Origin of the sequence: Paraburkholderia sp. RL17-381-BIF-C (assembly GCF_046026435.1) — a bacterium.
Lineage (GTDB): Bacteria > Pseudomonadota > Gammaproteobacteria > Burkholderiales > Burkholderiaceae > Paraburkholderia.
On sequence record NZ_JARESX010000022.1, the window covers coordinates 61,862 to 75,284 of the forward strand.

General features: G+C 62.0%; 13 protein-coding genes. 3 read left to right on the forward strand and 10 right to left on the reverse strand.

From position 1 onward, the window contains the following. Positions 1 to 35: 35 nt before the first annotated feature. Entirely contained in the window at positions 36 to 503 is a 468-nt protein-coding gene (locus P0D70_RS15950; RefSeq protein WP_408185219.1) for a hypothetical protein, read from the reverse strand. Positions 504 to 607: 104 nt separating this feature from the next. Here P0D70_RS15950 and P0D70_RS15955 point away from each other — a divergent pair, with 104 nt between their 5' ends. After that, positions 608 to 856, forward strand: coding sequence for an Arc family DNA-binding protein (locus P0D70_RS15955; RefSeq protein WP_408185220.1), 249 nt, complete (start codon positions 608 to 610; stop codon positions 854 to 856). A 313-nt stretch (positions 857 to 1,169) separates the two neighbouring features. Further along, the gene (locus tag P0D70_RS15960; RefSeq protein WP_408185221.1) at positions 1,170 to 1,514 is read left to right on the forward strand and encodes a hypothetical protein; all 345 of its coding nucleotides are present in this window, start codon (positions 1,170 to 1,172) and stop codon (positions 1,512 to 1,514) included. Positions 1,515 to 2,045: 531 nt separating this feature from the next. Here P0D70_RS15960 and P0D70_RS15965 read toward each other — a convergent pair. From P0D70_RS15965 to P0D70_RS15975, 3 genes are all read right to left on the reverse strand, one after another. After that, complete coding sequence (locus tag P0D70_RS15965) at positions 2,046 to 2,510, reverse strand: hypothetical protein (RefSeq protein ID WP_408185222.1); 465 nt, start codon at positions 2,508 to 2,510, stop codon at positions 2,046 to 2,048. Positions 2,511 to 2,518: 8 nt separating this feature from the next. Continuing rightward, the gene (locus P0D70_RS15970; protein ID WP_408185223.1) at positions 2,519 to 2,785 is read right to left on the reverse strand and encodes a hypothetical protein; all 267 of its coding nucleotides are present in this window, start codon (positions 2,783 to 2,785) and stop codon (positions 2,519 to 2,521) included. A 490-nt stretch (positions 2,786 to 3,275) separates the two neighbouring features. Next, complete coding sequence (locus P0D70_RS15975; RefSeq protein ID WP_408185224.1) at positions 3,276 to 4,661, reverse strand: amino acid permease; 1,386 nt, start codon at positions 4,659 to 4,661, stop codon at positions 3,276 to 3,278. A 213-nt stretch (positions 4,662 to 4,874) separates the two neighbouring features. Here P0D70_RS15975 and P0D70_RS15980 point away from each other — a divergent pair, with 213 nt between their 5' ends. Next, positions 4,875 to 5,822, forward strand: a complete 948-nt coding sequence (locus tag P0D70_RS15980; protein ID WP_408185225.1) for an alpha/beta fold hydrolase — start codon at positions 4,875 to 4,877, stop codon at positions 5,820 to 5,822. Positions 5,823 to 5,912: 90 nt separating this feature from the next. Here P0D70_RS15980 and P0D70_RS15985 read toward each other — a convergent pair whose 3' ends face one another. From P0D70_RS15985 to P0D70_RS16010, 6 genes are all read right to left on the reverse strand, one after another. Then, positions 5,913 to 6,746 (reverse strand): M55 family metallopeptidase, encoded by an 834-nt coding sequence (locus tag P0D70_RS15985; RefSeq protein ID WP_408185226.1) that lies wholly within the window; start codon positions 6,744 to 6,746, stop codon positions 5,913 to 5,915. Continuing rightward, positions 6,746 to 7,837 (reverse strand): DmpA family aminopeptidase, encoded by a 1,092-nt coding sequence (locus P0D70_RS15990; protein ID WP_408185227.1) that lies wholly within the window; start codon positions 7,835 to 7,837, stop codon positions 6,746 to 6,748. The genes P0D70_RS15985 and P0D70_RS15990 overlap by 1 nt, the downstream gene beginning before the upstream one ends. Next, a complete protein-coding gene (gsiD, locus tag P0D70_RS15995) occupies positions 7,834 to 8,739 on the reverse strand; it encodes a glutathione ABC transporter permease GsiD (RefSeq protein ID WP_408185228.1) in 906 nt (301 codons plus the stop codon). The genes P0D70_RS15990 and gsiD overlap by 4 nt, the downstream gene beginning before the upstream one ends. 7 nt (positions 8,740 to 8,746) lie before the next feature. Continuing rightward, on the reverse strand, positions 8,747 to 9,667 hold the full coding sequence (gene gsiC, locus P0D70_RS16000) for a glutathione ABC transporter permease GsiC (RefSeq protein ID WP_091799763.1): 921 nt from the start codon (positions 9,665 to 9,667) through the stop codon (positions 8,747 to 8,749). Between the two features lie 113 nt (positions 9,668 to 9,780). Then, positions 9,781 to 11,343, reverse strand: coding sequence for a glutathione ABC transporter substrate-binding protein GsiB (gsiB, locus tag P0D70_RS16005; RefSeq protein WP_408185229.1), 1,563 nt, complete (start codon positions 11,341 to 11,343; stop codon positions 9,781 to 9,783). 122 nt (positions 11,344 to 11,465) lie between these two features. After that, positions 11,466 to 13,388 (reverse strand): dipeptide ABC transporter ATP-binding protein, encoded by a 1,923-nt coding sequence (locus P0D70_RS16010; protein WP_408185230.1) that lies wholly within the window; start codon positions 13,386 to 13,388, stop codon positions 11,466 to 11,468. Between the last annotated feature and the right edge of the window lie 35 nt (positions 13,389 to 13,423).

The following is a 13,423-nucleotide window of genomic DNA, read 5'->3' on the forward strand; positions in this document are numbered from 1 at the left end:
GCATCCCGGTTCATGATCGTTCGGCATATTTCCTCCTAGTACTCAGAGTCGTTTGCTGCGACTCGTGATGAAAAGCGCCTGAGCTGCCAGTCACGGATCTGGACCAGCGCTTCGGCCCATTCACCTGGTGACAGGAGGCGCCATTGCCTCTCGGGTTTCGGCCAAACACGCCTGACCCGAAAGGCTTCGATATCGTGCCAGGCTGGGCTGGCGGGATTTGCGGTCGCCGCGGGGCTATAGAGTGCAACGAATGCCGGGATGTCAGCCATCCTCGCGAGTTGATGAATGACGCCCGTCGGCTTCTCCTGACCGATGTCGCGTGCAACTTCAACCAAAGCCAATGGAAGCTTGTTCGAATGTCCGTACTCGACAAACAGCACGCTATCCAAGTCCGCCATCGTCAGCGTTTGGGCCTCGCGTGTGCCGATAAATCTGCAAATGGATCGTGAACGGTGCCACACACCGTATGCTCGATCGCGGATCAGGAATTGTTCTTCTTGCATGGTCGTCTGCGGGCAAAAGCCGCCTCCGGCGAATCGTTATCATGCACGAAATGTAGCACCGTGCTTTATTGATTGCAAGCACCGTGCTACACTATAATCACGTTATGGCCCGAGACGACCCCCAAATTAACCTCCGCATCCCGCTCGAACTGAAAGAGCGGCTTGATGCCGCTTCGTCACAGAAAAAGCGCTCACTGACCGCCGAAGTGGTCGCGCGACTGGAAGCGAGCTTCTCGCTCGGTGGAGATGGCGCTGTCGTGCCGATCGACGACAGGACGCTTGATTTGTTTGCGGGGCATGTGGCAGAGAAAGTGGTTGAGGCGCTCGACAAACGAGGCAAGTCAAAGCGATAGCCTGCGCGCTAGCACGGCTTGGCACTGCCTCATGGTGTGGTTCATGGGAGGCACGACGTTGCAGAACGCTCCGCTATTCCACGTCTTGCTGGATCATCTAGAAGCGATCGACGCGCCGCCCATGGAGATCCAACACTTTGTCGACCGTTGGTCCAAGCTAGGGCCGCACGGGCATCTCCCCTGCCCGGTCTGTTTCCTTAACGGCGAAGAGCAGCCGCTTGTACCACTCGATGCACAAGGACGTGTTGAGCCGGTCGTTTGCAAGGCCTGTGGCACGCGCTACGAAGTCCCAATCGACGAGAGCTAGCACGACGTGACCTTCCCTGTCGACATCACTCGCGCCGAGCTGCTCTGCTATCTCGTCGTCGCGGAGTTCGTCGCGATGGCACGCACCGGCGAATGGCTGCGCACCGATCATCTGGTCGAATCAGGGCGCATCTGGTGCAACGCAAACGGCGCGCGCTTCGATTGGCAGGAGCGGATCTCACTCGGACAGATAGCGGCTGAACTGGCGCCGCGGGTTAGGGGGACGTTTGGGCTGACGAGGGAACGGTCTTTGGTGCCGCTCTTTGTCGATGGCTGGATGCTCGACCGAGAGTCGCCGGGGGTTTGCGGCATCTACGAGGTTTGCGCGGCCAGATTGCGTCGTTCTACATAGCGTTGCTCGCGCGCCTGCCCTGATCCAGATTGCAAAGCCAACCCATGGCGCCCCACCAGGAAAATCCCTAATTTTTTTCGCCCATTGAGCGCTGGCACCATAAAACGGTCGTCGGCACTCTCAGCTTGACGATGAACCAACCCTTCAAGGCCGCTTTTAGCGGCCTTTTTTCTGAAAGGCCACGTCGCCTTTACTGCTCGATATACATCCGCCACTCCGGGAACTGTTCGAAGAAGCTTTCGCCAACATAGACGAGGTACAGAATCGACGAGCCGGCGTTCGTCGTGGCGCTCGCTTCGTTCGCTATCGTCAGAACCGGATCGGCGTCGGAAACGGCAGCCGATGCCGTGAGGTCATCAGGATGATTAGCCGGCCTCTTCGCGCGGCACGCGGAGTTTGGTGGGCATCATGGCTTCGTCACGAAGAGTGCAGGAATCGCTTCAGGCCTAGCTTACAAAGACGCAATGCACTAGCGTCAGCGCGCCAGCCACTAGTCCAGACATGAAAAAGCCCCGCTCGGGGCGGGGCATGTCAGTTTTGCTTTGGGGGTTGCTTGGCTGGTTGTTCGACAGGTGGCAACTGGTTGGCCATTTTCTGGTTAAGCCATGCCGCCACCGGTTTCCATCCGACAAGGGCTACAACCACCATGCCAATTCCAGCACCGGTCCAGAAAACGCGATTGACCCGCTCTTTCAGCGACGACAGCTTGTCTTCGGTTGACTTCACACGCTCGGAGACGCGCGTTTCCGAGTCCCTGATTTGAGTCGACACTCTACCCTCAGAGGCTTTGACTTCGGTCGAAACGCGAATTTCAGAGTTATGGACCTGCTCATTCAGCATTTTTTGAGCGGTCACAACCGATGCCAGTTCCTTCTGTATCTGGCTTAACTGCGTGTAGACGCCGATGATGAAGTCCTGTGACGGACCGACCGGTATTGAAGGCGGCGTCGAGCTTTTATCTGGGGGTGGGACGTCCGGATCGTACCCCGTAGACATACCAGTTCTCATTTTGCGTTTTGCTTGAGGTTGACCCATTCCCATACCGACTTTGGTGCTCGCCCATGGTATGAAGTCACCAACAGGACGATCCCGTTCCCCGTAGCACCCTCGGCTATGCCCAATTTTTGGGACAAGTCCGTGGAAGTACCTGCAAAATTAACAAAAAATTTGTCCTGAGCGACTTCATGGAGGTCACTTTCAGGAAATTCGCTCTTGGCTACTTCCAAAATCTTGGCCGGGTTAGTCAGAGCGGCGACAAAATACAGTGGCATAAGGCTTCGGCTCAGTTTTGGAACGAAGTATTCCGGTTTTCCGGCAGATCATAGCATTCGTTGGTTTCAACAATCCCATTGTTGGTACAACTGCACGCAAGTCAAGTGCCAAGGCCACACTCTACTTCATCGGGAAGAACCGAAATTTCTTTAGAATTTTTTGTGTACCCCGGGTCTTTGGGGACAAAGCCTCGCCGACAGAGGACCCCTTCTGGGGGTTTTTTTGGGGGTTTTCTTCGACCACAAAACGAAAAAACCCAATACTGGCAAGCTTCTACGCTAACCATTTCATTCCGGCCCTGGCACCAAAGAATTCGAAACCGCAGCGAAAAACCGCAGTTTCAGCATCCCCTCGAACCCCGCCAGCACATGCTGCCCGCGGGGTTTGTCGTTTCTGGCCGGCATGAAAACCTTGGCTGGCCTCGACAAAGACCTCGAAGAATTTCAGTGGCGTGAGCGCGACCATCGCCTCTCACGCCATTTGCCCACTTTATCGCCCCACGATTCCCGCGCCGCCGTGTACCGCGGCGCGCCGGCGCTTGAACACATACCCGGCCCACATCACCACGAGCCACGCCGGCACTAGCCACACGGACACGGAAAGACCCGGCGTCATCGCGAGAATCACGAGGATCAACGCCATGAACGCGAGGCAGATCCAGTTGCTGACCGGGAACCAGAACGACTTGAACAAGAGCGTCTCGCCGGCCGAGACCATCGCCTTACGCGATTTGAGATGAGTGAGGCTGATCAGCGCCCAGTTGAGCACCAGCGCCGCCACCACCAGCGCCATCAGCAAACCGAGCGCTTCGGCGGGAATCAGATAGTTGACGATCACGCACGTGAACGTGGCGAGCGCCGACAAACCGATCGCCATATAAGGCACGCCGCGCCGGTCGACCTTCATCAGCGCGCGCGGCGCATTGCCCTGCTCCGCGAGACCATAGAGCATGCGGCTATTCGCATAGACGCCGCTGTTGTACACCGACAGCGCCGCAGTCAACACCACCACGTTGAGGACGTTCGCGGTCAGCGTCGAACCGATCTGCGAGAAGATCATCACGAACGGACTGCCACCGGCCGCCACCTCGTTCCACGGGTACAACGACAGCAGCACCGTCAGCGAGCAGATGTAGAAAATCAGAATCCGGTAGATCACCTGATTCACGGCCTTCGGAATGCTCTTCTGCGGCTCGTCGGCTTCCGCCGCCGTAATGCCGATCAGCTCCAACCCGCCAAATGAGAACATGATGACCGCGAGCATCATGAAGAGGCCATGAAACCCATGCGGGAAAAAACCACCGTGGCTCCAGAGGTTGGCGATCGACGCTTGCGGGCCGCCGTGTCCGCTGATCAGCAGATAGCCGCCGAACACGATCATGCCGATCACCGCCACGACCTTGATGATCGCGAACCAGAACTCGGTTTCCCCGTAGGCTTTGACGTTGGTGAGATTGATCGCGTTGATGCCGGCGAAGCAGACCAGCGCCGACACCCAAGTCGGCACGCCCGGCCACCAGTAGTGAACGTAGGTGCCGACGGCGGTCAGCTCGGCCATGCTCACGAGCACATACAGCACCCAGTAATTCCAGCCGGACAGAAAGCCCGGGAAGTCGCCCCAATACTTGTAGGCAAAGTGGCTGAACGAACCGGCCACGGGTTCCTGCGCCACCATTTCGCCCAACTGCCGCATGATCATGAAGGCGATGATGCCGCCGATCGCGTAGCCGAGAATCATCGACGGGCCGGCAGCCTGCAACACGCTGGCGGAGCCGAGAAACAAGCCGGTGCCGATCGCGCCGCCCAGCGCGATCAGCTGGATATGGCGATTCTTGAGCCCCCGTTTCAGGCCGTCTTGCTGCTGTGCACTATTCAAATTGCGCCCCAGTGTATGGATATCGATCACCCGATCGGACTTATGGTCCGGCCCGGCAGAACCTGAAATTTTAACGTGGCCGATATTACCTAAATACTGGGAGCAACCCGCGCTTGGTTCTGCGCCGCACGCAACGTCGAGGATAGTGATTGTCACTGGCGCAGGCCTTCTGTATGTTGCCCTAGTCGAGCTTTCAGCCTCCGGAGATTCAACATGTCGCCCAAACGCCTGCTTTGCGCCGCTGCTGTGTGTCTCTGCTTTCCGTGGGCTGTTGCTCTCGCCCAAACCAACGCACCGGTCACGGCACCCACTGCCGCGCCCACGGTGGAACCCGCTGCCGAGCCGCCGAGCCAGCCGGGCATGGAGACGGCCGCACCCGAAGCGCCGGCGCCTGCAACCATGGCGCCTGCCGCCCCGCCCGCCAAGGCCGCCGCCGCACCGCCTTCCGCCGCGCCCATGACCGGCCCGGTGCGCAACGTCGTACTGGTGCACGGCGCGTTCGTCGACGGATCGAGCTGGAATGGCGTGGTCGCCAAGCTGCAGCAGAAGGGCTATCACGTGAGTTCGGTGCAGAACCCGCTCACCTCCCTCGCCGACGATGTCGCCGCGACCCGCCGCGTCCTCGCGCGTCAGGAAGGTCCGACCATGCTGGTCGGGCACTCGTGGGGCGGCGTCGTGATCACCGAAGCGGGCGCGAACGCGCCGAACGTCGCCGGCCTCGTCTATATCGCGGCGATCGCGCCGGACCTTCACGAGTCGACCGTCGATCTGATGAAGCGCGCCGCGCCGATGCCCGCGGGCGCAAGCATCATCAAGGATCCGAGCGGCTTTCTCTGGCTCGACCGCACCAAATACCACGCCGACTTCGCGGCGGACGTTCCCGAGAACCTGACACGCGTGCTCGCCACCGCGCAGGTGCCGATCGCGGCGACGGCCTTCAGTGAAACGGTCAGTCAGGTCGCATGGAAGGAAAAGCCGTCGTGGTATGTGATCACGACGCGCGACCGGGCGGTCTCGCCGGAGGTCGAGAGATTCATGGCTGAGCGGATGGGCGCGAAAGTCGTGCCGATGGCGTCGAGCCACCTGGCTCCGGTGTCGCACGCAGGCGCGATTGCCGACGTGATCGATCGCGCGGCGCGTGAACTGAGCCGGCAGCAATAGGTCTGTTCAGGCGTATGCGCGAGTGTTGTCGCCCAGACGCCGGCTCGATGCGCTCCGGGGATTCGGTTCGGATTCCGTATATTCCCGCGCTCAGCGCAACATGAACGACATCGCCGACAGGCAATTCAGCATGCGCACCACGTGTTCCGCCGACGCCGCGCTAAAGCGCAATGTGACCGCGTCGACGCGCGTGAGCGTCGGCCATTGGCAGAACAGATCCGCGAGCCCGCTGGTTTGCACGCGCAACTCGCATTCCATCGGCTTGACTTCGGCGCGTGTGGATTCCCGCGCATGCCCGTCGGCCAGATGCTGCTGAACCACCTCACGCGCGGCACTTTCTATGGCCGTGCGAGCGCTTGCCGGCGATTGCGTGACGCCGCTTGCCTGCCCCGTCGCGTGCTTGGTGACGACAAAACGCGCGCCCGGAAAACGCAGCGCGGTTTCTTGCGCGAACACATCGTCACCGGATAACAGCGCGACGCGTGCGCCATATTCTTCCGCCAGCGCGCCATATAGGGCCGCCTCGCCCACCTCGACGCCGTTCAGCGAAACGCGCGCGAACGCAAAACTGTTGATCGTGTGCGCGAGGATGCCGTGCGTTTGCGACATGGCGTGATAGCCGACCATGAAGACCAGCGCCGCGCCGTATTCGAGCCCGGCCATCATGCCGAGCGTGCGCGGCTTGCCGAGCACCACCTGAGCGCGTGCATCGAGCAGGTCCGGAAGCAGATTGCGAAAGCCCCCGTGAGAGTCGTTGACCCACACCTGTGTCGCGCCGCCGGCGAACGCGCCTTCGATTGCGGCGTTGGCTTCGAGCGTCATCCAGCGGCGCGCGGCTTCGTATTCGCCGTTGCCCGCGCGCGTTTGCTCAGGATGAAACACGCCGGCAATGCCTTCGATGTCGGCGGAAATGAGGACTTTCATCAGGGAGTGCGCTTGAGTAGTTGAGCAAGATCGGGAACGCTGTCACGCAGCGACAGCCGCCGATGGCCATCGCGCCCGGTCACGGACGCGGCACGCCACAAGGCGTCGAGAATCGCCTGCTCGACGCTGTCCGCGCAAGCGCGAAAGAGCGGATCCAGACGCTCGTCCGCGAGCAACCGTGGCGGCGTCATGAAGTCGGCCCCGTGAGGCACGGTATGCGCCGTTGAAAACGCCAGCGCGATATCGCCGCTGCCGTGGCCGTACACCGAGCCGGTGCGCGCGAGACCCGCTGCCGCGCGCAACGAGAGGCGCTTGAGCTGGCGCGCGTCGAGCGGCGCGTCGGTGGCGACGATCATGATGATCGAGCCTTGCTCGGGTTTCGTCGCCGGCGTGGCTGACAATGCCGTGGCTTCCGCTTTGGCCGCGCGTTCCGCGAGCACGCGGCCGAGCGGCGTGCCGTCGATGGTCAGCATCGGCAGGCGGCCGAAGTTCGCCAGCACGAGTGCGCCGACGGTATAGCTGCGGCCTGCCGCGCTCGCCACGCGCGACGCGTTGCCGATACCGCCTTTCAGGTCGAAGCACGACATGCCCCGGCCCGCGCCGACCGAGCCGCTCGCGACATTCGCGCTGGCGGCCGCATGCGCGTCGTCGAAATGCTGTGCAGTGACGGCCAACGCCTGGATGTCGTTCAGGTAGCCGTCATTGCATTCGAACACCACCGGATTGACCGTCGACCACTCGCGTCCGATCCGCGGATTCGCGCGCACGGCCGCGCGAATCTGCGCCTGCGCGACGGCCGCGACGCCGAATGTATTGGTCAACGCGATCGGCGTTTCCAGCGTGCCGAGTTCCTCCACTTGCACGAGCCCGATGCTTTTCCCGAACCCGTTGATCACCGACGCCGCCGCCGGCACCTTGTCGAGAAACGGATCGCCGCGATGCGGGCGAATCACGGTCACGCCGGTTTGCACGGCGCCTTCATCGAGCGTGCAGTGTCCGACTGTCACGCCCGGCACATCGGCAATCGTGCCGAGCGGACCTGCCGGCAACGTGCCGATATGCGGCGCGTTTTCAAACTCGGGCGAATTCATGGCCGGTCGAGCTTCGGATCGAGCGCGTCGCGCAGACCGTCGCCGAGCAGGTTGAACGCCAGCACGGTCAGGAAAATCGCCAGACTCGGAAACAGCGCGATATGCGGCGCCGTCACCATGTCGGCGCGCGCCTCATTGAGCATCGCGCCCCACTCGGGTGTCGGCGGTTGTGCGCCGAGGCCGAGAAACGACAGGCTTGCCGCCGTGATGATCGAGGTGCCGATACGCATCGTGAAGTACACCACCACCGAAGAAATCGTCCCCGGCAAAATGTGCCGCACGATGATCGTCCAATCCGACGCGCCGATGCTGCGCGCCGCTTCGATATACGTGAGTTGCTTGAGCATCAGCGTATTGCCGCGCACGAGCCGCGCGAACGCCGGAATGCTGAAGATCGCGACCGCGCAGATCACGTTGATCATGCCGTTGCCGAGAATCGCCACCACGCCGATGGCGAGCAGAATGCCGGGAAACGCGAACAGCACGTCGGCGACGCGCATCGTGATGCGATCCCACCAGCCTTCATAGTAGCCGGCCAGCAGGCCGAAGAACGTGCCGATCACCGCACCGATCGCAACGGACAGAAAACCCGCTTCGAGCGAAATGCGCGAACCCGCCAGAATGCGGCTGAAAATATCGCGGCCCAACGAGTCCACGCCGAACCAGTGCGCCGCGGACGGCCCCGCGTTCAACGCGTCGTAATCGAAGAAATTCTCCGGATCGTACGGCACGATATGCGGCGCCATGATTGCAACCGCAATCAACAGCAGCACGAAGATGCCGGCGGCAAGCGCTACATGCTGCTTACGGAATTTGCGCCAGAACTCGCTCCACGGCGTGCGGATCGCGCGTTCGGCTTTGACGGTGCTGGCCGCATTCGGCTCGGTGGCGGTCGTGCTCATGCGGGCCTCACTTGAAACGGATAGTCGGGTTGATCACGGCGTACAGCACGTCCACGACCAGATTGATAATGATGAATTCCAGCGAGAACAACAGCACTTCGGCCTGAATCACCGGATAGTCGCGCATCGACACGGCATCCACCAGCAGGCGTCCGAGGCCCGGCCAGTTGAACACCACTTCGACCACGATCGAGCCGCCCAGCAGAAAGCCGAATTGCAGGCCCATCATCGTAATGACGGGAATCATCGCGTTACGCAGGCAATGTTTGACGATCACGAGGCGTTCGGGCACGCCCTTGGCGCGCGCGGTGCGCACGAAATCTTCATTCATCACTTCGACGAACGACGCGCGGGTGAAGCGCGCCATCACCGCCGCAACCGCCGCGCCGAGCGTGAGCGACGGCAGCACGTAGCTCTGCCACGAACCGTCGCCGACAATCGGCAGCCAGCCGAGCTTCACCGAAAAGATTTCCATCAGCAGCATGCCGAGCGCGAAGGCGGGAAACGAAATACCCGACACCGCGAGCGTCATGCCGAGCCGGTCCGGCCAACGGTTACGCCACACCGCGGAGACGATGCCGATGCCCATGCCCAGCACGACCGCCCACACCATGCTGGCAAGCGTGAGCAGCAGCGTCGGCATGAAGCGCTCGCCGATTTCCTGGCTGACCGGGCGCTTGCTGCGCGTCGAGATGCCGAAATCGCCGTGCGCGATCTTCACGAAGAAGTTGGCGAACTGCTGCGGCATCGGCTTGTTCAGGCCGAGGTCGGCACGCACCAGCGCGACCGTCGCCTCGTCCGCATCGGGACCGGCGGCGAGCCGCGCCGGATCGCCCGGCAACAGATGCACGAACAGGAACACCAGCACGGCGACGATGAAGAGCGTCGGCAGCAGGCCAAAGAGACGTTTGACGAGAAAGTTCAGCATGAAACCCAATCCGGCAATGATGCGGGCAACGAAAGATTCTGTGCGGCGGTCAAGCGACCGCGCGTGGCGGCGTGCCAGTGAAACACGGCACGCCGCAATGCACGGTCAGCTCATCACTTGATCGCGATTTCGTCGAAGTTGAACGAACCGTCCGGCGCCACGTAAGCACCCGACAGACGCTTGCTGCGCGCGTACACCACCTTCTCCTTGACGAGGAAGATCCACGGCGCGTCGGTCCAGATGCGTTTTTGCGCGTCGGTGTAAAGCTCGGCTTTCTTCGCGCGGTCGGTGGTTTCGAGCGCCTGCTTCAGATCGCTGTCGACAGTGTCGTTCTTGTAGTAAGCGGTATTGACCATCTTCGGCGGGAACGAGACGGACGCGAGCAGCGGCGTGATCGCCCAGTCGGCTTCACCCGTCGACGACGACCAGCCCGCGTAGTACATGCGCACCGGCGCGGTCGCCGCGTCCTGCGCGCTTTCCACCTTGGCGACGCGCTGACCTGCTTCGAGCGCTTCGACCTGCGCCTTGATGCCGACCTGCGCGAGTTGCTGCTGCACGAACTGGATCACCTTCTGCGCGGTCGAGTAGTTATACGCGGACCACAGCGTGGTTTCGAAACCGTTCGGATAGCCCGCTTCCTTCAGCAGCTCACGCGCCTTGGCCGGATCGTACGGCCACGGGCCCTGCTTCACCGCATAGTCGACGCCTTGCGGCACCACGCCGTCGGCCGGCGTCGCGTAACCGGCGAACACGACCTTGGTGAGCGCGTCCTTGTTGACCGCATAGTTCAGTGCTTCACGCACCTTCGGATTGTCGAACGGCTTCTGGTTCACGTTCAGGCTGATATAGCGCTGAATGATCGAAGGCGACGCGATCAGATCGACCTTCGGGCTCGTCTGCAATTGCGCGGCCTGTTCGAACGGCACCTGGAATGCGAAATCCGCTTCGCTGGTACGCATCAGCGCAGCGCGCGTGTTGTTGTCGACCACCGGCTTCCAGTCGATCGCATCGACCTTCGGATAGCCCTTCTTCCAGTAGCCGGCGAACTTCTTCACCGTCAGGTCGCCCGCCGGGTCCCACTTCACCAGTTCGAACGGACCCGTGCCGACCGGATGGAACGCGATGTCCTTGCCGTACTTCTTCAGCGCGTCCGGCGAAATCATCACCGCCGACGGATGCGCGAGCACGTTCACGAACGCCGAGAACGGCGCCTTCAGCGTGATCTTCACCGTGTACGGATCGACCACTTCGGTCTTCTCGATGCGGTTGAACATGTTGTAGCGCTTGAGCTTGTTCGCCGGATCGGTCACGCGGTCGAAGTTCGCTTTCACGGCGGCGGCGTTGAAGTCGGTGCCGTCCTGGAACTTCACGCCGTGGCGCAGTTTGAACGTGTAGACCTTCGCATCCGGGCTCGCTTCGTAGCTATCGGCCAGCACGTTGACCAGCTTCATGTCCTTGTCGAAGCCGAAGAGTCCCTGATAGAACGACTTCGCGACGGCTTGTGAGAGCGTGTCGTTGGCATCGTACGGATCGAGCGTCGTGAAGGTCGAGGCGACGGCCATCACGGCCGTGGTGTCGGCGTGCGCCGCATTGCCCGCGAGCATCGCGAACACCACCGCGCCGCCGCTGATCAGCGCGCGCAAACGAAACGGAGAAGACGGGACCAGCAGGTTCATGAGGTTGGCTCCAGGCTGCGAAATGAAAACAGGTTGTGATGCTGCGAGAAGAAGTGTGTGGCTTGGGTTTTCTGTACCGCTCTTTGGTAAGGCTCTTTGGTAAGTCTCTTTAGTACCGCTCTTTAATACGCACCACCCACGCGATGCCGGGCAACGAAATGATCCGGCCCGACCGCGACGAGCGGCGCCACGACCGGTTCATCGCTCAGCGCGCGGATCGGGCTCGGAATCTCGTCGGCGGCGAGCATGCGTTTGGCGTGACGGCGCGCCGGATCGGCGACCGGCACCGCGCCCATCAGCTTGCGCGTGTAGGGATGCTGCGGCGCTTCGAACACCGCGCGGCGCGGACCGATCTCGACGATCTGGCCGAGATACATGACCGCGACGCGATGACTGACGCGTTCGACCACGGCCATGTCATGCGAAATGAACAGATACGCGACGCCCAGTTCACGCTGCAGATCGAGCATCAGGTTGACGATCTGCGCCTGCACCGAAACGTCGAGTGCGGAGACGGATTCATCGGCGATCACGACTTTCGGGTTCAACGCGAGCGCGCGCGCGATCGCAATGCGTTGCCGTTGGCCGCCGGAGAATTCGTGCGGATAACGCCGCGCGGCTTCGGGCGGCAGGCCGACTTTTTCGAGCAGCCAGGCCACGCGCGCCTGCGCTTCGGCGCCCTGCGCGACGTTGTGCACGAGCAGCGGCTCCATGATCGAGAAGCCCACCGTCAAACGCGGATTCAGCGAGGCGAACGGGTCCTGAAAAATAAACTGGATGTCGCGACGCAGCGCCTGTAACGCGGGGCCCGACAGCGAACTGATTTCCTTGCCGTTGAATTCGATCGACCCGCTTTGGCTTTCCACGAGGCGCAGCAGCGAGCGGCCCGTGGTCGATTTGCCGCAACCCGATTCGCCGACCAGCGCCAGCGTTTCGCCGGGCCGCAAATCGAAGCTGACTTTTTCCACCGCGTGCACGCGGCCCGTTACGCGGCCGAACAACCCGCTCTTGACTGGAAAGCGCGTAACCAGATCGCGCACGCGCAGAATCGGCGGCGTGGTTTCCCGCACCAGAGGTTGAGCTTCTTCGGCGACGGCGGCAGCGGGACGCACGGCTTGATCGGCGCCGCTCAAACTGGCCTGCTCGACAGTCAGGATCGGAAATTTGGCCGGCTGATCCGTGCCTTGCATCGCGCCAAGACGCGGCACGGCAGCGAGCAACGCCTTCGTATAAGGATGCGACGGCGCGGCGAACAGCGCGTCGGACGCGCCCTCTTCCACCTTCTCGCCGCGATACATCACCAGCACGCGGTCCGCCACTTCGGCGACCACGCCCATGTCGTGCGTGATGAAGATCACGCCCATGTTCATCTCGTCCTGCAAGCCGCGAATCAGTTGCAGAATCTGCGCCTGGATCGTCACATCGAGTGCGGTGGTCGGCTCGTCGGCGATCAGCAACGCGGGCTTGCACGACAGCGCCATCGCGATCATCACGCGCTGGCGCATGCCGCCCGACAGTTGATGCGGGAAACGCGCCGCCACGCGCCGCGCTTCCGGAATACGCACGAGTTCGAGCAGGCGCAGCGTTTCGGCGTGCGCGGCGGAACGGCTCTTGCCCTGATGCAAGGCGATCGCCTCGCTGATCTGATCGCCCACCGTGAAGACCGGATTGAGCGAGGTCATCGGCTCCTGAAAGATCATCGCGATGTCGGCGCCGCGAATCGAGCGCATCGTGCCCGACGACGCTTTCGCGAGGTCGAGCACGCTGCCGTCGCGGCGCCGGAAAGCGATGCTGCCGCCGGCAAGGCGCCCACCGCCGTGCTCGATCAGCCGCATCAACGCGAGTGAAGTAACCGATTTGCCCGACCCCGATTCGCCGACGATCGCGAGCGTCTCGCCGCGCTCGACCGTCAGCGACAGATTGCGCACCGCGTTGAACGTGGTCTCGCCGCTGCGAAAGGCGACTGACAGATCGTCGACCGCGAGCACGCGCTGCGGCGGCAAGGTGTCGATAAGCGGACGGGCGGTGTGCGATGGAGTCGGCACGGTGGTTCCTTTGAATTCGAACGCGGCTGACGAAA

Bases quoted from the DNA above. Each gene is read 5' to 3' on its own strand.
- P0D70_RS15950 (WP_408185219.1), bottom strand. From the start codon at position 503: ATGCAAGAAGAACAATTCCTGATCCGCGATCGAGCATACGGTGTGTGG.
- P0D70_RS15955 (WP_408185220.1), top strand. From the start codon at position 608: ATGGCCCGAGACGACCCCCAAATTAACCTCCGCATCCCGCTCGAACTG.
- P0D70_RS15965 (WP_408185222.1), bottom strand. From the start codon at position 2,510: ATGTCTACGGGGTACGATCCGGACGTCCCACCCCCAGATAAAAGCTCG.
- P0D70_RS15970 (WP_408185223.1), bottom strand. From the start codon at position 2,785: ATGCCACTGTATTTTGTCGCCGCTCTGACTAACCCGGCCAAGATTTTG.
- P0D70_RS15980 (WP_408185225.1), top strand. From the start codon at position 4,875: ATGTCGCCCAAACGCCTGCTTTGCGCCGCTGCTGTGTGTCTCTGCTTT.
- P0D70_RS15985 (WP_408185226.1), bottom strand. From the start codon at position 6,746: ATGAAAGTCCTCATTTCCGCCGACATCGAAGGCATTGCCGGCGTGTTT.
- P0D70_RS15990 (WP_408185227.1), bottom strand. From the start codon at position 7,837: ATGAATTCGCCCGAGTTTGAAAACGCGCCGCATATCGGCACGTTGCCG.
- gsiD (WP_408185228.1), bottom strand. From the start codon at position 8,739: ATGAGCACGACCGCCACCGAGCCGAATGCGGCCAGCACCGTCAAAGCC.
- gsiC (WP_091799763.1), bottom strand. From the start codon at position 9,667: ATGCTGAACTTTCTCGTCAAACGTCTCTTTGGCCTGCTGCCGACGCTC.
- gsiB (WP_408185229.1), bottom strand. From the start codon at position 11,343: ATGAACCTGCTGGTCCCGTCTTCTCCGTTTCGTTTGCGCGCGCTGATC.